Origin of the sequence: Lentzea kentuckyensis (assembly GCF_002150765.1) — a bacterium.
Taxonomy (GTDB): Bacteria; Actinomycetota; Actinomycetes; order Mycobacteriales; family Pseudonocardiaceae; genus Lentzea; species Lentzea kentuckyensis.
This window is the reverse complement of record NZ_MUYM01000012.1, coordinates 76,754-94,136: the sequence shown is the minus strand read 5'-3', so window position 1 is coordinate 94,136 and position 17,383 is coordinate 76,754. Positions and strand designations below refer to the sequence as shown.

At 69.6% G+C, this 17,383-nt stretch carries 17 protein-coding genes; 6 read left to right on the top strand and 11 right to left on the bottom strand.

The window, feature by feature from the left end:
* Positions 1-27 precede the first annotated feature (27 nt).
* Positions 28-867 carry a helix-turn-helix transcriptional regulator gene (locus tag B0F77_RS06935; RefSeq protein WP_086661938.1) on the top strand — a complete coding sequence of 280 codons (840 nt, stop codon included), beginning with the start codon at positions 28-30 and terminating at the stop codon, positions 865-867.
* Here the strand turns inward: B0F77_RS06935 and B0F77_RS06930 are convergent.
* Both B0F77_RS06930 and B0F77_RS06925 read right to left on the bottom strand, forming a co-directional pair.
* The gene (locus B0F77_RS06930) at positions 860-1,336 is read right to left on the bottom strand and encodes a GNAT family N-acetyltransferase (protein ID WP_086661937.1); all 477 of its coding nucleotides are present in this window, start codon (positions 1,334-1,336) and stop codon (positions 860-862) included. The genes B0F77_RS06935 and B0F77_RS06930 overlap by 8 nt on opposite strands.
* Positions 1,333-2,355 (bottom strand): alpha/beta hydrolase, encoded by a 1,023-nt coding sequence (locus tag B0F77_RS06925; protein ID WP_086661936.1) that lies wholly within the window; start codon positions 2,353-2,355, stop codon positions 1,333-1,335. The genes B0F77_RS06930 and B0F77_RS06925 overlap by 4 nt, the downstream gene beginning before the upstream one ends.
* 53 nt (positions 2,356-2,408) lie before the next feature.
* Between B0F77_RS06925 and B0F77_RS06920 the strand changes: the two genes are divergently transcribed.
* From B0F77_RS06920 to lnt, 5 genes are all read left to right on the top strand, one after another.
* Positions 2,409-2,990: a TetR/AcrR family transcriptional regulator gene (locus B0F77_RS06920; protein WP_086661935.1), complete on the top strand. Its 582-nt coding sequence runs from the start codon at positions 2,409-2,411 to the stop codon at positions 2,988-2,990.
* Positions 2,991-3,036: 46 nt separating this feature from the next.
* Entirely contained in the window at positions 3,037-3,804 is a 768-nt protein-coding gene (locus B0F77_RS06915) for an SDR family NAD(P)-dependent oxidoreductase (RefSeq protein ID WP_086661934.1), read from the top strand.
* Between the two features lie 92 nt (positions 3,805-3,896).
* Positions 3,897-5,480, top strand: a complete 1,584-nt coding sequence (locus B0F77_RS06910) for a sigma-70 family RNA polymerase sigma factor (RefSeq protein WP_158102623.1) — start codon at positions 3,897-3,899, stop codon at positions 5,478-5,480.
* A gap of 103 nt (positions 5,481-5,583) precedes the next feature.
* On the top strand, positions 5,584-6,993 hold the full coding sequence (mptB, locus tag B0F77_RS06905; protein WP_169730897.1) for a polyprenol phosphomannose-dependent alpha 1,6 mannosyltransferase MptB: 1,410 nt from the start codon (positions 5,584-5,586) through the stop codon (positions 6,991-6,993).
* Entirely contained in the window at positions 6,977-8,461 is a 1,485-nt protein-coding gene (gene lnt, locus B0F77_RS06900; RefSeq protein WP_086661931.1) for an apolipoprotein N-acyltransferase, read from the top strand. The genes mptB and lnt overlap by 17 nt, the downstream gene beginning before the upstream one ends.
* Here the strand turns inward: lnt and B0F77_RS06895 are convergent.
* From B0F77_RS06895 to B0F77_RS06855, 9 genes are all read right to left on the bottom strand, one after another.
* A complete protein-coding gene (locus B0F77_RS06895) occupies positions 8,435-9,337 on the bottom strand; it encodes an ArsR/SmtB family transcription factor (protein WP_086661930.1) in 903 nt (300 codons plus the stop codon). The two genes, lnt and B0F77_RS06895, sit on opposite strands and share 27 nt — an antisense overlap.
* Positions 9,338-9,536: 199 nt before the next feature.
* Entirely contained in the window at positions 9,537-10,007 is a 471-nt protein-coding gene (locus B0F77_RS06890) for a peptidase inhibitor family I36 protein (RefSeq protein ID WP_211293698.1), read from the bottom strand.
* Between the two features lie 82 nt (positions 10,008-10,089).
* Positions 10,090-10,551 carry a peptidase inhibitor family I36 protein gene (locus tag B0F77_RS06885; RefSeq protein ID WP_143466606.1) on the bottom strand — a complete coding sequence of 154 codons (462 nt, stop codon included), beginning with the start codon at positions 10,549-10,551 and terminating at the stop codon, positions 10,090-10,092.
* A gap of 94 nt (positions 10,552-10,645) precedes the next feature.
* Positions 10,646-12,082, bottom strand: coding sequence for a phenylacetate--CoA ligase family protein (locus tag B0F77_RS06880; protein WP_086661927.1), 1,437 nt, complete (start codon positions 12,080-12,082; stop codon positions 10,646-10,648).
* A complete protein-coding gene (locus B0F77_RS06875) occupies positions 12,082-12,273 on the bottom strand; it encodes an alpha/beta hydrolase family protein (RefSeq protein ID WP_086661926.1) in 192 nt (63 codons plus the stop codon). Before B0F77_RS06875 ends, B0F77_RS06880 begins: the two co-directional genes overlap by 1 nt.
* Positions 12,270-13,544 carry a cation:proton antiporter domain-containing protein gene (locus B0F77_RS06870; protein ID WP_086661925.1) on the bottom strand — a complete coding sequence of 425 codons (1,275 nt, stop codon included), beginning with the start codon at positions 13,542-13,544 and terminating at the stop codon, positions 12,270-12,272. The genes B0F77_RS06875 and B0F77_RS06870 overlap by 4 nt, the downstream gene beginning before the upstream one ends.
* 15 nt (positions 13,545-13,559) lie before the next feature.
* On the bottom strand, positions 13,560-14,852 hold the full coding sequence (locus B0F77_RS06865) for a cytochrome P450 (RefSeq protein ID WP_245847867.1): 1,293 nt from the start codon (positions 14,850-14,852) through the stop codon (positions 13,560-13,562).
* The gene (locus B0F77_RS06860) at positions 14,846-15,832 is read right to left on the bottom strand and encodes an alpha-hydroxy acid oxidase (RefSeq protein WP_211293697.1); all 987 of its coding nucleotides are present in this window, start codon (positions 15,830-15,832) and stop codon (positions 14,846-14,848) included. The genes B0F77_RS06865 and B0F77_RS06860 overlap by 7 nt, the downstream gene beginning before the upstream one ends.
* Before the next feature lie 5 nt (positions 15,833-15,837).
* Positions 15,838-17,382, bottom strand: coding sequence for an NAD(P)-binding domain-containing protein (locus B0F77_RS06855; protein WP_086662101.1), 1,545 nt, complete (start codon positions 17,380-17,382; stop codon positions 15,838-15,840).
* Position 17,383: the final 1 nt, after the last annotated feature.

Below are 17,383 nucleotides of genomic sequence, written 5' to 3'. Positions count from 1 at the left end.
CGTTCGAATCACCTCCATACTGGCTTCATGGATCGTGTGGAACTCGCTGCCTTCCTGCGTCGCCGCCGGGAGGCGTTGCGGCCGGAGGACGTCGGGCTGCCGGCCGGTGCGCGCAGGCGGGCACCGGGGTTGCGGCGGGAGGAGGTCGCGTCGCTGGCGGCGATGTCCACCGACTACTACACGCGGCTGGAGCAGCGGCGGGGTCCGCAGCCGAGCGAGCAGATGCTGGCCTCGCTGGCCCGTGCGTTGCGGCTCAGCGACAGCGAACGCGACTACCTGTTCCGCGTCGCCGGGCGCAACGCCCCGGCGCACCACGTCGGTGGCACGCACGTGGCGCCCGCGTTGCAACGGGTGCTGGACCGGCTCGACGACACGCCCGCGCTGATCCTCTCCAACCTCGGCGAGGTGTTGCTGCAGAACAGGTTCGCCGAGGCCCTCTACGGCGACAGCTCGCACTTCACCGGCCTCGCCCGCAGCGGGATCTACCGCTGGTTCACCAACCCGGACGAGCGGCTGATCTACCCCGAGCACGACCGCGACCGGCAGGGCCGCGCGCAGGTGGCGAACCTGCGCGCCGCCTACGCCGCGATGGGCCCGAAGTCACGCGCTGGTGAGCTCGTTCGCGTGCTGTGCAAGGAAAGCGCCGAGTTCGCGGAGCTGTGGGAGCGGCACGAGGTCGCGAAGCGGTTCGAGGACCACAAGGTGCTGGTGCACCCGCAGCTCGGCGAGATCGAGGTGGACTGCCAGGCGTTGTTCACCGAGGACCAGTCGCAGATGCTGCTGGTGCTCACCGCGCCGCCGCGCACGGAGGCGTTCGACAAGATCCAGCTGCTCGGCGTGCTGGGGACGGAGAAGTTCGTCAGTTGAGGACCAGGATCGTCTCCTCGATCTCCGCTTTCCGCGCTGACGCGTAGCCGACGTCGGTGCCGACGATCTCGAAGCCGGCCTTGGTCAGCACTGTCAGCGAGCCCGTGTTGTCGGAAGCGGCGCGGGCGTGCAACGGCCGAGTGGGCACGAGTTCCAGCAACAGCGCCACCGCCCGGCCCGCGACACCCTGACCCCACACCGCGCGGTCGATCCAGTACGTGATCTCGGTGTCGCCCTCGATCACGAAGCTGGCGATGCTGCCGACCACCCGCCCGTCGCCGACGATCACGCGATTGGTGGTGTCCGGGCGGGCCAGGTTCCTGCGCAGGTGCGCGTCGAACGCCTCGCGGTCGTCCGGGTCCTCCGCCGTGAACGCGGCCATCCGCACCGACTCCGGGTCGCGCATGAACTCGAAGAGGATGTCGAAGTCGGCCTCTTCCACGGGCCGCAGCGTGACGGTCTCGATCATCGGGCGAGCTTATCCGCGAGCCAGGCCAGGGAGAGCGGATAGCGGTAGTCGATGCCGCCGTGGCCCGCGTCGAAGAGCTCGAAGTGCACGCGCTCGTCCGGTAACCCGGCTTCGGCCAGCTGGGCGCGGAACGCTTCGGCACCCAGGTCCAGGTAGTACTCGTCGCTGCGCCCGGCGTCGATCCACACCGCCCGCAGCGACCGGACCGCCTCGGCGTGGACGGGCACCATCCGCACCGGGTCCCAGTCGAGCCAGCGCTGCCACACCTCCGGTCGCACCACCGCGGTCACCGGGTCGAACGGCAGCTCGGGAGTACCGTCCCCGGCCGCCGAGAAGCACGCCGCGACACCCAAGGTGCCGAGCAGCACCACGTCCTCCGGCTTGGTGAACGACGGCCGGCTCTGGAAGTCCGCCCACCACTTCTGGATGTCGTGGTCGTGCCCGCGTAAACCCCGCACCGCCTTGCCGAAGTCCGCGAGGTAGCAGAGCTCGTAGAGCGAGTCGCCCGCGTGCGTGGCCAGTGCGCCGAACAGGTCCGGACGCAGCATCGGCGTGATCATCGCCCCGAACCCGCCCGACGACTTGCCCGCGATGGCCCGCGACTCGCGGTCCGGGATCGTCCGGTAGTGCTCGTCCACCCACGGCACGATCTCGTCGCACAGGTACGAGTGATAGCGGCCGGTGCCGGGCGAGTCCACGAACTGCGAACCGCCGTACGACGTCCACGCGTCGACGAACACCACGACGCAGCCCGGCGCGCCGTCGGCGAACACCGCGTCGGCCGTCTCGACGAACGGCCGGCGGAACGGCATCCGGTTGGCCCACATGGACACGTGCCCGGTGTAGCCCTGGATGACGTAGACCGCCGGATATCGCTCGGTACCGGAGTCGTAGCCCGGCGGCACGTACACCCACAACGGGCGCTCGTGCGGATCGCCGAGCGGGTTGCCGCGCAGCAGGTCGGAAACGACGGTGTGCCGGTCGAGCCGGCCGGCCAGTGGGCCCTCCCAAGGAAGCATGGGGCCAGTCAACCATGGTGGACCAGCCGGTCCAGAAACCCTAAAATCGAGCCATGGCGATCACGGCGAAGGGACGCGCGACCAGGCAGCGCATCATCGAGGGTGCCGCGGCGTATCTGCGCAGCGACGACCCGGCGGGCGTGACGCTGGACGACATCCGCGCGATCACCGGCACCAGCAAGGGCCAGATCTTCCACTACTTCCCGGACGGCAAGGAGGAGCTCTTCCTCGCCGTCGCGCGCTACGAGGCGGGCCGCGTGCTCGACGACCAGCAACCGCACCTCGGCGCGCTGACGTCGTGGGCGGCCTGGGACCGGTGGCGGGACGCGGTGGTCGCCCGCTACCGCACGCAGGGCCGCAACTGCCCGCTGGCCGCCCTGATGAGCCAGGTCGGCGGTACGCCGGGAGCGAACGAGGTGGTCACCACCCTGCTCGACCGGTGGCAGTTCGACGTGCGGGAAGGCATCGCCGAGATGCAGGACGCGGGGCTGGTGCGCGCGAGCGTCGACGCCGACCGGGTCGCGGCCGCGTTCATCGCGGGCATCCAGGGCGGCGTCCAGGTGCTCCGGTCGACCGGCGACGTCGCGCACCTGGAGGCGGCGCTGGACACGCTCATCGACTACCTCAAGGGCTGAAGGTCTGGACTTGCTGGTCCAAAATTTGGTGCCTAACTTCGAGGGCATGGCACATCGTCTGCAGGCCAAAACGGCCCTCGTCACCGGTTCCACCAGCAACATCGGCCGTTCGATCGCGGTCGCCCTCGCCGCGGAGGGCGCGCACGTCGTCGTCTCCGGGCGGGACGACGCCAGGGGAGCGGCCGTGGTCGAGCACATTCGCGACAGGGGCGGACGGGCCGACTTCGTCCGCGCCGACCTCGACGGCACCGCCGCCGCCAGCCGCGCGCTCGCCTCGGCCGCCACCGAGATCCTCGGAGGCCGAGTCGACGTCCTCGTCAACAACGCCGGCATCTACCCGCCGTCGACCACCCCGACGACCGACGAGGAGACCTTCGACCGCGTCTACGGCGTCAACGTGAAGGCGCCGTTCTTCCTGACGCAGGCCCTCGTCCCCGGGATGATCGAGGCCGGCGGGGTGATCATCAACCTCGGCTCGTGGATCGCCCGGCTCGGCGTTGCGAGCAGTTCGCTGTACAGCTCCACCAAGGGCGCGATGGAGACGCTCACGCGCGCGTGGGCGGCGGAGTTCGGGCCACAGGGTGTCCGGGTCAACGCCATCTCGCCCGGTGTCGTCGTCTCGCCGGACTGGGACACCACGACCGACCACCCCGGCGAGGTGATGATGCACGGCACCCCCGCCGGACGGTCCGGGCATCCCGACGCGATCGCCGCCGCGGCCGTCTACCTGGCCTCGGACGAGTCCGCGTTCGTGCACGGCACCGTGCTCGACGTCGATGGAGGCCGCACCGGCGTGGCAGTGGTCTCGGTGTGACCTGGGTCACCAATTCGCCCGGTTTCTGTGACCTGAGGTGAGACTGCCCGGTCTCCCATGACGTACGGATGTCGTCGGCGAAGGGTGCGGAAGTGACGGGTCGGGAGTGGCTGGGGCAGGTGGACGCGGAGCAGGTGCAGGCCGCGCGGGCCGGTGATCGTGAGGCGCTCGACGCCGTCGTCACCGCCAGCCTGCCTCTGGTCTACAACGTCGCCGGTCGGGCGCTGAACGCCGATGCCGACGTCGACGACGTGGTGCAGGAGACGATGTTCCGCGTGATCCGCGGCATCGACGCGCTGCGCGAGCCCGAGCGGTTCCGGTCGTGGCTGGTCGCCGTGACGATCAACCAGGTCCGCGAGCACTACCGCCGCCGTGACGCCGCGCCCGCGCCGTTGGAGGAGTACGACCGGGCCGACCCGGACGCCGAGTTCGTCGAGGTCGCGTTATCGCGCCTGCACATGGCTCAGCAGCGGCGTGAGGTCGACGAGGCGGCGCGCTGGCTCGACCCGGCCGACCGCGAGCTGCTGGCGTTGTGGACGCTGGAACGCGTCGGACAGCTCACCCGCGCCGAGGTGACCGACGCGCTCGACCTCAACGCCCACGCGGTCACCGTGCGGGTGAGCAGGTTGAAGGGCCGCCTGGAGACGGTCCGGCACCTGGTCCGCGCGCTGTCGGCCGAACCGCGCTGCGCGGGGCTGGCCCAGGCCGCACAGGGCTGGAACGGCGAGCCGAACCCGTTGTGGCGCAAGCGGCTCCTGCGTCATGTCGACGAGTGCGGGCGATGCGGCCGCGGAATCGACGACGCGATGCCGGTCGAACGGATCCTGACCGGCGCCACGCTGCTCACGGTGCCGGCGAGCTACCTGCCGCAACTGCTCGAGAACCTCAGCGACCCCGCGCTGGAACAGGTCGCGCACGCCTACCACCTCGGTGAGGCCGCGGCCAGAGGCTCCCACGCGGCCGAGCCCGCCGGCCTGATCGGCAAGGTCACCGGGCTGACCGGCAAGCCCGTTCTCGCGGTGGCGGGCGCGGTGGCGGTGGCCGCGCTCGTCGGCGTGGCCGGAACGATGGTGCTCTTCCCGTCCGACCCGCCCGCCGCTGTGGCGATTCCCAACAACACCACGGCAGCGATCACCACGTCGTCGTCGGTCACGGAGACCGCCTCAAGCACGCCATCGTCCACGACCACCACAACCACTACGACGACCACGACCACCACCACTCAGACGCCCGAACCGGTTCGTGTCGCCACACCGGAGGAGCGCGTCCTCGCGCTGATCAACGAGACCAGGGCCAAGTCGGGTCTGCCGCCGCTGACCGTGGACCCGGCGTTGGTCGTGGCGGCCGAACGGCACACCAAGGCGATGATGAGCAACGGCTGTGGGTTGTCGCACCAGTGTCCCGGCGAGAGCGGTCTCGGTGAGCGCAGCACGGCGGCGGGCGTGAAGTGGAGCTCGGTCGCGGAGAACGTCGGCATGGGCGGTCCGGTGAAGGACACCGTCGAGGCGATCTCCAAGATGGCGCTCGGCCTGACCCAGGGCATGATCGACGAGAAGCCGCCGAACGACGGTCACCGCAGGAACATCCTCAGCGACTCCTCGACCCGCATCGGCATCGTGGTGATCCGCGACGCCAAGGGAACCGTGTGGATGACGCACGACTTCGCCGGGCGTTGACCGACTCAGGTATGGAAAAGATCATCCTCTGGTCGTACGCACGGACGCGACCGCAGTCGGACGCGTGACGATCCGTCCGGAAAGCACTGTCTCACCCGTGCAGATGCCGTCGACCGTTCTTCAACGCACGTCCGCGCCCGTCACCACCGGAACCCCTGATGTCCTGCGTTGGACGGGTTTCGGTGGCGCGGTGCTCCTCACGGCGGGAGCGTGGGCCACGAGTGCGGTGCCGGTCGCGCTGGGAGCCGCCATCGCGGGCGCCGGGCTGGTCGTGCTGGCCTGGGCGATGCTCGGCCGGGCCAGGCCGGACGCGTCCTGGTTGCGGCGCACGCTGGCGTTGTGGTGCGGGCCGTTGGTCCTCGCGCCGCCGTTGTTCAGCATGGACGTCTTCAGCTACCTGGCCCAGGGCGAGGTGGCGGCACGCGGGCTCGACCCGAACGTCGTGAGCCCGGCCGTCGGCGCGAGCGCGGAGGCGGTGGCGCGGGTCGGCGTCTACTGGAGGGAGACGCCGTCGCCGTACGGACCGCTGTTCAGCACCGTCGAACGGGCGATCAGCGAGGTCACCGGCGGGAACCCGGTGGCGGGCATCGTGCTGTACCGGCTGGTCGCGGTGGTGGGGCTGCTGCTGGTGGTGTGGGCGGTGCCCAGGCTCGCGCAGCGGACGGGCACGTCCGAGCGCGCGGCGTTGTGGCTGGGCGTGCTGAACCCGTTGGTCCTGTGGCATCTCATCGGCGGTGTCCACAACGACGCACTGATGCTCGGCCTCATGCTGTCTGGCACCGTCGTGGCGTTGCACTCACTCGACGACCTCAGGTGGTGGCAGTTCACGGCCGGTGTCGTGCTCATCGGCCTTGGTGCGCAGGTGAAGCTGCCCGCGCTGGTGGCGCTCGCGGTGGTGGGCACCGCGCTGGCCAGGCGGCTGGGCGGAGGCCTGGTCCGGTTCGCGGCCGCGGGCCTCGCCATGGTGGCGACCGCGGTCGGGGTGTCGGTCGTGACTTCACTGGCCGGCGGGGCCGGTTTCGGCTGGGTACAGGCGTTGGGGACGCCCTCGAAGGTCAACAGCTGGATGGCGCCGACCAACTGGCCGGGCTTTCTGGCGGGTGCGGTGTTCGGCCAGGAAACCGGGCAGGCGATGATTTCCTCGGCACGGATCGCGGGGCTCGTGCTGATCCTGTGCGGCATCGTGGTGGTGTTGAACCTCCACCTGCGCGGCGGGATCTCCGAGGTGACTGCGCTGGGAATGATGATGAGCCTGATCGTGGTGCTGGGGCCGGTGATCCAGCCGTGGTACCTGCTGTGGGCGGTGCTGCCGCTGGCCGCCTGCCTGCCGGCGGGGAGGTGGCGGACCGGGGTCGCCGTTCTGACCGGGGTGTTCGCCCTGCTGGTGCCGCCGCTCGCGGGCAACTTCGCCGGTCGCGTGACCGAGCTCGTCCTCGCCTACGCACTCGGGGTCGCCCTGGTGGGTTGCGCGTACTTCGTCCTGCGCCGGGTGCCCGTTGCCGTCCAGAACTGATCTCGCCCGCTACGGCGCGGCCGCGCTGGCCGGCGCCGCGCTCGCCCTGAGCTTCCCGCCGCGCACGTTCTGGTGGCTCGCGGTGCCCGCGTTCGTCGTGCTGTGGCTGACGCTGAACGGCGCGGGCGCGCGTCGCTCGGCCGGCCTCGGGTTCGTGTTCGGGCTCGCGTTCTTCCTGCCGCACCTGTGGTGGATCCAGCACTTCCTGGGCAACGAGTTCGGTCCCGCGCCGTGGCTCGTGCTCTCGGCGTTGATGGCGCTGTTCATCTGCGGGGTGTGCGCGCTCTTCCCGTTGGTCTCGCGGCTGCCGGTACCGCCGGTGTGGGCGGCGTTGCTGTTCGTGTTGCAGGAGACCGCGCGCGGGCTGATCCCGTTCAACGGCTTCCCGTGGGGCCGTGTGGCGTTCGGTCAGGTCGACGGCCCGTTCGCGCACCTCGCGGTGATCGGCGGCGCACCGCTCGTGACGTTCGCGGTGGTGGTGACCGGGTTCGGACTCGCGGCGTGGCTGCCCCGCGTGCGCGAGTGGCGTCGAGGCTGGGCACTGGTGCCGTTCGCCGCCGCTCTCGCCGTTGGCCCGCTTGTCGCCGTTGACGCGCAGAACGGCACACGGACCGTGGCGGTCGTGCAGGGCAACGCGCCGGACATCGGCCTCGGCCTGTTGACCGAGTCCAAGACGTTGCGCGCCAACCACCTGCGCAAGACCGAGGAACTGACGAAGCTGGTGCAGGGCGGGTCGATCCCGAAGCCGGACCTCGTGGTGTGGCCGGAGAGCGCGACCAGGACCGGCGACCGCGACCCGGTGCTCGACCGCGCCGTCGACGACCTCGGCGTGCCTGTGCTGGTCAGCGCGCTGCGCAACGGCCAGAACTCGGTCATCGCCTGGGAACCCGGACGCGGCGCGGGGGAGTCGTACGCGAAGCAGGAGCTCGTGCCGTTCGCCGAGCACATCCCGCTGCGCCCGCTGGCCCGGCTCGTGACGCCGTTCGCCGACCAGCCCGATCTCGACGCCGGCACCGAACCCGGCGTGCTGAACATCGCGGGCACACGCGTGGGTCTCGGCATTTGTTATGAGGTCGCGTACGACTACGTCCTGCGTGAGAGCACGGCGCTGGGTGCACAAGTGCTCGTCGTGCCGACCAACAACGCCTGGTACGGCCGTGGCGAGATGACCTACCAACAGCTCGGGATGGCCCGCCTGCGCGCCATCGAACACGGCCGTGCGGTCGTGGTCGCGGCGATCAGCGGCGTGAGCGCGGTGGTCCGCCCGGACGGCAGCGTGGTGCGATCGACCGGGATGTTCACCGACGACCTGCTGGTGGACTCCGTGCCGCTGCGGACGGACCTGACGTTCGCGACGAGGTTCGGCGGCGCGATCCACGTCCTGCTCACGGGAGCGGCTTTCGCCGCGTGCCTGGCCGGGCTGTGGATGCGCCGCCGTGCCTCAGTTGTTGCTGCCCAGCAAAGCTGATCCGAGCAGCGTTCGTTGGTGCAGCACCGAAATCCCCTGTCTCTCCGTCGTCAGCAGCCCTGCCTCCCTCAGCACGGTCGTGTGCCGGCTGACCGCGGACGCCGAGGCGCCCAGCCGTTCCGCCAGCTCGGTGGTCGTGGCGCCGGCACCGACCGCGGCCAGCACCGCGGACCGGGTGTTCCCCAGCAGCGCCGCGAGTGCTCCGAGCTCGCGCCGTCCACTTGCGAGCTGCCGCTGCCAGGTCCAGTCGTGGTGCACCGGATAGACGACGGTCGGCGGCAGCCCCGGATCAGCGAGCGCGACGGGTGTTCGCCGGCAGAAGTACGACGGCACCAGCCGCAACCCGCGCCCGTTCAGGTACAGGTCCCGGTCGTAGGCGTACTGAACCTCCAGAACGGGCGGCCGCCAGTTCATCAACGGCCACATGCCCCGCAGCAGTCCTTCTGTCCCCGACGCCGCCCGATTCAACCGGTCCGTCGCGACCGCCTCGTCGATCAGGTCGCGGTACGGCTCGATCACCGCGCCGTGATACCGCTTGAGCGCCTCGGTGAGCTCGGCCAGCGCGCCGTCGCACCCCTCCGCCAGCGGACGTGTCCACGTGGGAGTCGGGGTGACGTCGGCGAGCAACTGGAACTCGTCCCGCAGCCGGGCGCGCGGTGTCGACCGGATCGCGGCGAGAGCGGCCGGTAGACCGTCCGCACCCTCCGGCGGTGTGAGGAAGTCCGGAAAGTACGGACCCAACGGCGCGAGCACGGACAACAGCCGCACGCCGGAACGGATCACCTGCACGTTGCCGTTGCGCCGGATGTCGTGCAGCCACGGTTGCAACAGCATCCCGCTGTCGCTTTCGGTCAGCCGGTTCCGGCTGAACACCATCTCCCAGAGCGGATCGACCCTTTCTGCTATCTGCGTACGCTCCAGATCACCAGTGGAAAAATGGATGCGCAACACAGCAACCTCCCCAGGCCCAGGTCACCGTGGAACACGTTACCCGGCGTGTCACTCCGCCGAATTCCGCAACGAAAACCGGGCGTGCCGCCAATTGCCGCACGTCCGGTTTCGCATTACTGGCCGATCAACCGCAGGGGCCGCTGGTCCACTGGTGCGAGCGCACCTGGTGGGTGCCGGGCAGGTCGACCTTCCGCTCTTGTTCGGCGCAACCGATCCGGTCGTTGAACCCGGTGTCGCGGTAGAAGACGACGCCCCTGGGCGAGGCGGTGCCGCGGTTGTAGAGGGACCTGACCTCCTTGGCTGTCGCCGGCGAGCACTTGATGGCGCCGGACGCCCAGTCGGCGTCGGCCACGTCCCACGTGCAGCGCCCGCCGGTGCCGCCGAAACCGCTCCAGAAGCAGACGTTGCCGGTGTTGCAGTCCCAGGCGGCGAGCGCCTGGCCGGTCTCGGTGTCGTACGCGGCACCGACGGCGGCCTGCCCCTGTGCCTGCTGCCCCTGTTGCCCCTGTGCCTGCGCGCTCGGGGCCGCAACCCCGACGAGCCCGAGCAGCGCGAGCGACGTCAACGTCGGAGAAATTCGCCGAACAAAAGTCAAGGATTTCCTCCTCGCTCGTTCGAAAAGGAAAACCGGGCGTGCGGTCAGTTGCCGCACGCCCGGTTCCGCAGTTGCCGCGGGATCAGCCGCAGCGGCCCGTCGTCCACTGGTGCGACTTCACCTTGTAGGTGCCGGTCAGGTCACCCTTCTGACCCTGTTTGGTGCAACCGATCCGGTCGTGGAAACCGGTGTTGCGGTAGAAGACGACGCCCTTGAACTGCGAGGATGTACCCCGGTTGTAGACGGACTTGACCTCGTTGCTCGAAGCCCACGAGCACACCACGGGGGCGCTGTTCCAGTCGTCGTCCTGGTTCTCCCACATGCAGCGCTTGCCCTTGCCCTGGAAGTCGTTCCAGAAGCAGACGTGGCCGATGCTGCACTCCCACTGGGCGAGCGCCTGCCCCGTCTGAGCGTCGAAGGCCGCGCCCACGGCCGCGGCCTGCACGGCCGGAGCCTCCGCCTGTGCGCTCGGAGCCATGATTCCGGCGACGATGAGCAACGCGGCGGGAACCAATGCCAGGAAAATACGCCGAACGAAACTCAAGGATTCCTCCCTCTCCCATGAATTAAGCCGGGCTCACCTTAGGCAGAAGGAGGACGTCCACAAAAGCTATTGCTCTGTGGTGCAAAAGCTCATTTCACGACCGTCGTGTGTACCTGTGTTTCACGCCGATCGGGAAGTACTCCGGATCGCCCTGGGGTCGCAGCACGACCTCGGGCAGCTGCCGTTCCGCCGGCACGTAGTGGGCGAACTCGCTGTTGAGCCGCAGCAGTTGATCCCTGATCTCCCGCGCGATCCGCGGCGCGTCCGCGGTCCGGCCGGGTGCGGTCTCGACGGTGATCCGCAGCGTGCGGTCCCGGTCGGCGTCCTCGACAGACTCGATCACGAACTTGCCGGTCACGGTGTCGCTGACGCCCGGCTGTTCCAGGCCGACGGTGACGTTCTCCGGATAGACGTTCGCGCCGAAGAACGACACGGTGAACAGCGACCGTCCGAAGAGGAAGACGAACGGCAGCTCCGGTCCGGGCGGTGGCGTGAAGCCGTGTTCCGCGCAGAACGCCAGAAGTTCGTCGTAGCCGAGAATCCCGCCCTCGTCGGCGATTCGATAACGGATCAATGGAATTCCGCCGTCCGCGGTGAACACCAGCGTGCCGTCGTGCACCTCGAAGAACCGGCTCGCCGGGTCGTACTGCACCAGCGTCGGCAGCCGTGCGTCGCCGAACACCTCCCGCGCCAGATCGGGCCGGATCGCGAAGAACCGGCGAATGCTCACCGACAGCGCGGTCTCGTTGCCCAGCACCCCGGAATCCGCGGTGCCGTAGAGGGAAGCGATGTCGGTGATGGGATCGGCGACCCCGGCCCGTTGCGACACCAGATCACGCCACTGCTCGCTGAACACCTCACCGGCCAGCACCAGTTTGATGCGGTACGCGGGCCAGTCGACGCCAGGCGTGTCGATGACGTCCTTGACGAACGGCGGATAGCCGAGCAGCACGACCTGGTCGAAGTGCGACGCCAGTTCGGGCAGCACGCGCAGGATCTCCGCCTTGTTGTTGCCCGGCGCCACGACCGTGATCGGGCAACCCTTGGCCGCGAGATGCCTGGTGCACGCCTGCGTGAACAACCCGCCGACCCACGTGCCGAGCGGAAAGCACACCACGGCCAGCGTCCTGCGCTCGTCCGCGTGGAAGCCGTCCACCAGCACCTGCTCGAACCGCCGCGCCACGTGCAGCTCGTCTTCGAGGCCGCGCGGCCAGATCGTCGGCCGCCCGCTCGACCCGGACGACACCGCGATCATGTCGCAGCTGGTCAGCGTGCCGTCACGGCACAGCTCCGGCAACGGATACCGCTCGTGGTAGCTCGGCTTGTCGAGCAGCGGCAGCCGCTGGAAGTCGTCGAACGTCACGATCGTGGCCGGGTCGATGTCGTTCTCGCGCAACAGCTTCCGGTACGCGGGCACGGTCTGTGCCGTGTGCCGGAACAGGTCGAGCACCCAGCTGCCGGACTTCGGCTCGGACGGCGCGAAGAAGTCGTCGAACGCCTCGCGCACACGGGTCTGCCGGCTGGTGTCCATCAGCCGAGCCTATCCAGCCAGGCGCGGTCCGGGTCCCTGGCGAGCATCTCGCGGGTGGGGCCCGCCCGCAGCAGCGGAGTGGGGGCCGTCGACGGTGGTGGCCGCCAGCCGTCGAAGATCCGGACGTAGCCGCCGCCCGCGAGGATGGCGGCATCGTTGTGGCGGGGAAGGCGCTGGAACGTGCGGCTCACCGCGCTGGTGCGGGGGTCCTGACGTCCGCCTGGGCCTCCAGGTGGTCGGGCAGGGACGCGCGGTAGATCGGCATGGCCGCGGCGGTGGTGACGATCGCGACCAGGACGAGGATCGCGAACATCTCCGGTGTCACCATTTCGTAGGCGAGGCCGATGTTGATGAAGATCAGGATCATCAGGCCGCGCGCGTTCATCAGGCCGCCGACCGCGGAGGCGTAGCGCCAGGAGTAGCCCTGGGCGCGGACCACCAGGCCGCAGCCGAGGTACTTGCCGGCGAACGCCGCCAGCATGATCACGGCGAGCGGGAACCAGAGCCTGCCGCCCGCGCCGAACCCGGACACCTGCGTGTTCAGGCCGCTGAACGCGAAGAACACCGGCAGCAGCAGGATCGAGTTGAGGTCGGTGAGCTTGGTTTCGAGCTCGTGCCGCACGACCGGCGACTTGGGCATCGCGAGGCCGGTGATGAAGCCGCCGAACACCGAGAACACGCCGATGAAGTCGGTGAACCAGCCGGCCACCAGCACGACGAGCAGGATGATCGCCATCATGTCGCGGCTGAGCTTGCCGTCGCGTTCGGCGCGCTCACCGAGCTTGCCGAGCCACTTGCGGCCGAGCGTGAGCATCAGCACCGCGAAGATCGTCGCTCCGATGATCGTGCGCAGCGCGCCACCAGCGTTGCCCGAGGTACCGACGGCGATGATCAGGGCCAGGAACGCCCACGCCACCGCGTCGTCGATGGCCGCGGCGACCAGGGTGAGACCACCGATCGGGGTGTTCGCGATGCCGCGCTCCTGCAGGATCCGCGCGAGCATCGGGAACGCGGTGATCGACAGGGCGCCGCCGACGAACAGCATGAACACCCACAGGCTCGACCCCGCCGGGCTGAGTGTGTCGAAGAAGATCACCGCCGTGCCCGCGCCGAGCAGGAACGTGGGCACGATGCCGGACACGGCGAGCACACCTGCCTTGCGGGCGTTGGCTCCCGTGGTCAGCTTGTGGTCCAAAGAGGACCCGACGAGGAACATGTAGAACGTCAACCCGATGGTGCTCAGCACGTAGAGGGTGCTCTTGACGTCGGCGGGGAAGAGCTGGGCCTGCACACCGGGCGCCACCGCGCCGAGCAGGGCCGGGCCCAGCAGGACACCGGCGACCATCTCGCCGACCACCCTGGGCTGCCTGACCAGCATGGCGAGGCGCCCGCAGACCGTGGTCGCGACGAGCACGACCGCGAGTGCGGCGAAGACCTGCAACGCGAAGTGGATCTGGTTCACGGGGATCTCCTGGGGTCAGTGACGGACCGGGCAACCCTGCGGGTCGTGCGTGTCGAAGTAGCGGCCAGCCAACCGAAGCCGGCGGGCGTGCAGCACCATCGCGGTGCCGAGGACGAGCTGGACGACGCTGCGCCAGACGTCCTCCCAGCGGTCCCGCGCGCGCATCGGGGTCAGGCTCGGCACCCGGCCGTGTCGCACGAGCAGGCACGGGCCGCGGCTCGGCAACGATCGGGTGTGCGTGACCGACGAATGCAACGTGACGCGGCGCAGCACCACCCTGGTGGCCGCGCGCATCGCGATGGGGGAGAGCCGCCACGCCGGGCAGGGGCGGTTGGCGGCGATGCCGAACGGGATGTGGTGCTCGTCGCGTGCCGCTGTCCGGTCCCAGCGGTCCGGGGCGAACTCGTGCGGGTTCGCGTACCCGGTCGCGTGGTAGGCGGGATAGTTGAAGCACAGCACCGAACCCGCCGGGAACGTCGTGTGCTCGTCGAGCGAGATGTCCGCGGTGGTGATGCGGTGCGCGATGCCGAACAACGGGTAGAGGCGGAAGGTCTCGTCGAGCACGTGGGCGAAGTACCTGTCGTCGTCCCCGACTCGGGCCGCCACCTCGGGATGCTGAGCCAACGCGAGCAGCAGGTGCGCCATCGCCTCGGACATCTGCACGACGGCGGTGTTGAAGTAGGTGCCCTGCAGGTAGTGCACCTGCGCGGTCCTCGACAACGTCTCGGGCAACGGGTGCCGGACGTCCGCGAGCCGTTGTTCGAGGTAACGCGTGAGGCGGGCTCGCCGGGCCGGATGGCGCAAACCGGTGCACTTCAACGAGTTCACGACGTCGGTGGCGTGCCCGACGATCAGGTCGCGGGCCGCGCGCGGGCACGGTTCGCCGAACACCAGCTCGTAGAAGTACTCGGCCCAGATCGGCATCATCAGGTCGCGCAACCGGACGTGGGTGACCCGGCCGGTCAGCACCTCGTCGAGCACGCGCGTGGTGCAGTCCCCGGCCAAGGCGGACAGGGACTCCGCTGATCCCGCGAGGAACGTACGGGTCGCGCGGGCCACGTCGTCGTAGCGCGGCCCGGCCTCCAGATGCTCCTGGTGCACCTCGGGGCCGGGGGAGAGCCAGTACCAGAACAGGTCCGACAGCCCCGCGCCCCTGCTGCGGCCGTTCGCGGCGGGATGGCTGTAGAGCTCCTGGAAGCGGTCCGGGCCGACCTGGGCGTTCGGGAACGTGATGGCGTTGTCCCCGTTGACCTTCTCGAACACCTTGGCGCGCAACGCGACCACCCGTGCGGGCAACCAGCTCAGCACCGGACCACGACCATGTCCCGGCTGAGCTCCCCGCCGCACAGCGCGAGGACGTGCTGGAACTCGTCGCGCAGCACGTCGAGCACCCGGCGCACCCCTGCCTCGCCGTCCGCCGCGAGCCCCCACAGCACCGGCCTGCCGAGGCCCACCGCGTCAGCGCCCAGCGCGAGTGCCAACGCGATGTCGCCTCCACTTCGGACACCGCCGTCGAGCACGACCGGTATCCGCCCGCCCACGGCGTGGACCACCGCGGGCAACGCGTCCAGCGCCGCCGGTACGAGATCGAGCTGACGGCCGCCGTGGTTGGACACGAAGATCCCCGCCACCCCGTGCCCGGCCGCCAGCACGGCGTCGTCCGGGTGCAGCACTCCCTTCACCCACACCGGAAGCGACGTCGATCCGCGCAACCGGTCGACGTCCTCCCAGGAGAAGGCCGCCATCTCGATCTTCCGCAGACCGGTGACGCCGGCCAGGTCGCGCATGTTCTCCGCAGCCAGACCAGCGGGCAGGTCGTGGAAACCGTGCGCGATGTCCCTGCGGTGCCTGCCGAACACCGGCGAGTCGACGGTCACCACCAACGCGGCGCAGCCGGCTCGTTCCGCCCGGCGCACCAAGGCTTCCGTGACCTCAGGATCCGGTTGGAGATAGAGCTGGAACCACACCGGCCCGGTCGCGGCCGCGACGACGTCGGCGATCGGCACGGTCGAGGCCATGCTGGACACCAGGATCGTCCCGCCGGCCGCCCGCGCGGTCGCCAGCTCACCGTCGGGGTGAGCGAGCTTGTGGAACGCGGTCGGCGAGATCAGCACGGGGAAGTCGTCGCTGGTCGCGTTGCCCCGCAACACCCTCGGCAGCAGGGCCAGGCGCCGGAACGCGGCCTCGTTCTCCGCGAGGACGACCTCGTCCCCGGCCCCGCCCGCGAAGAAGTCGTAGTGGACGGGGTCGAGCACCGCACGTGCCTTGTCGTGGAGTTCCGCGAGCACGGGATTCACCGGAGGTACGCCCTGAGCGGTGCTTTGTGCACCTTCTCGCTGTCCCACTCGTTCTCGAGGTTCTCGGTGAGGTGGTGCTCGTCGACCAGCTCACCGGCGCGGAACCGCCGGACCACCGGGTGCAGGTAGCGGCCGTCGAGCCCGCTGGTGTCCTGCTGCGAGTTGCGGCCCGCGGTGATGTCGAACGGGTTGACCTTGTCGTGGTCCGCGCCGTACTCCAGCGTCACCGCCAGGTACGTCTCGACGTCCCCGAAGTCGCCCCGTGCCACGGCTTCGTGCAGGTGCGCGACCGGCACCTCCTCGACGTACCGCACCGCGCCGTCGGGCCCGACCAGCACCGCGTCCGCCATGAACGCGAACAGCTGCCACAGCGCGGAAGTCCGGTTGACCCGCTCGATGATCGCCTCGGTGATGTCGCCGGCGGCCACCTGACGGCTCGGCCAGTCCACGCCGTGGTACCGCTGTTCCGCGATCCGGTGCAGCGCGCGGACACCGTAGCGGAAGCCGTGGATGAACCCGCTGGTCGACTTCTTGAAGTCCCGCGCCTGTGTGATCGTGCCCGCGAAGAACAGGTCCGGCACGTTCACCGACTCCCACGCCGCGGTCTGGTCGGGGAACCGCGAGTTGATCGTGAGCTGTGGCCGGCACTCCGGCGCGAAGATCGAGGCGTCGAACCGGAACCCGGTCGCGAGGATCACCCGGTCGTACCGGATCTCCTTGATCACCTCGTCGACCCGCTGGAAGCTGACCTCGACCAGGTAGCCGTCGCCGTCGCGGCGGATGCCCGCGATGTGCCCGTCCAGCAGCGCGTTCTGCGACTTGAGCTGGTAGGTGTCGAGGAAGTTGTTGTTCACCGCCCGCAGGTGGCCGACGAAGTGCGTCTGCCACGCCAGTTTCAACGAACCGGGTCCGGCGAGGTGGATGACCGACGCCGTTTCGACGAGAGCGTCGGCGGTCTCGAACGCCGAGTTGCCGCGCCCGACGATCAGCACCTTCTTGTTGGTGAACTCCGCCGGGTCCACCGAGACGTCGTAGTACAGCTCGGCGTGCTCGGCACCTGGGATCTCCGGCACGTACGGCTTCGAGACGCCGGTCGCCACGATGATCCGCTTCGCCCGGTAGGTGACGCCGTGCTGGTCGCGCACCACGAAGTCGTCCGGCCTGCTGACCGACACGACCCTGGTGTCGTAGCGGATCGGGAGGTCGTTCTTGACGGCGAAGTCGCCGAGGTAGCGGACCATGTCGTGGGCCTGCGGGAAGTAGCGCGGCGTGTAGCCGGTGAACAGCAGCTCGGGATCGTCCGACAGCAACGAGTTCCAGTCGACGCGCAGGTTCAGCTCCGGATCGTCCCAGCCGGTGTAGATCTTGTTGATGGAGATCAGCTGACGGTGCCGGGGGAAGCGGGTGAAGAACGTGCCCGCCGCCGGTCCCGCCTCCAGCACCAGGTGGTCCCGGCCGTCCTGCTTGAGCAGGTAGGACGCCTGCAGCCCCGCCGGACCGGCGCCGATCACGAGACACTCGGTCGAAACCTCGCTGGACACG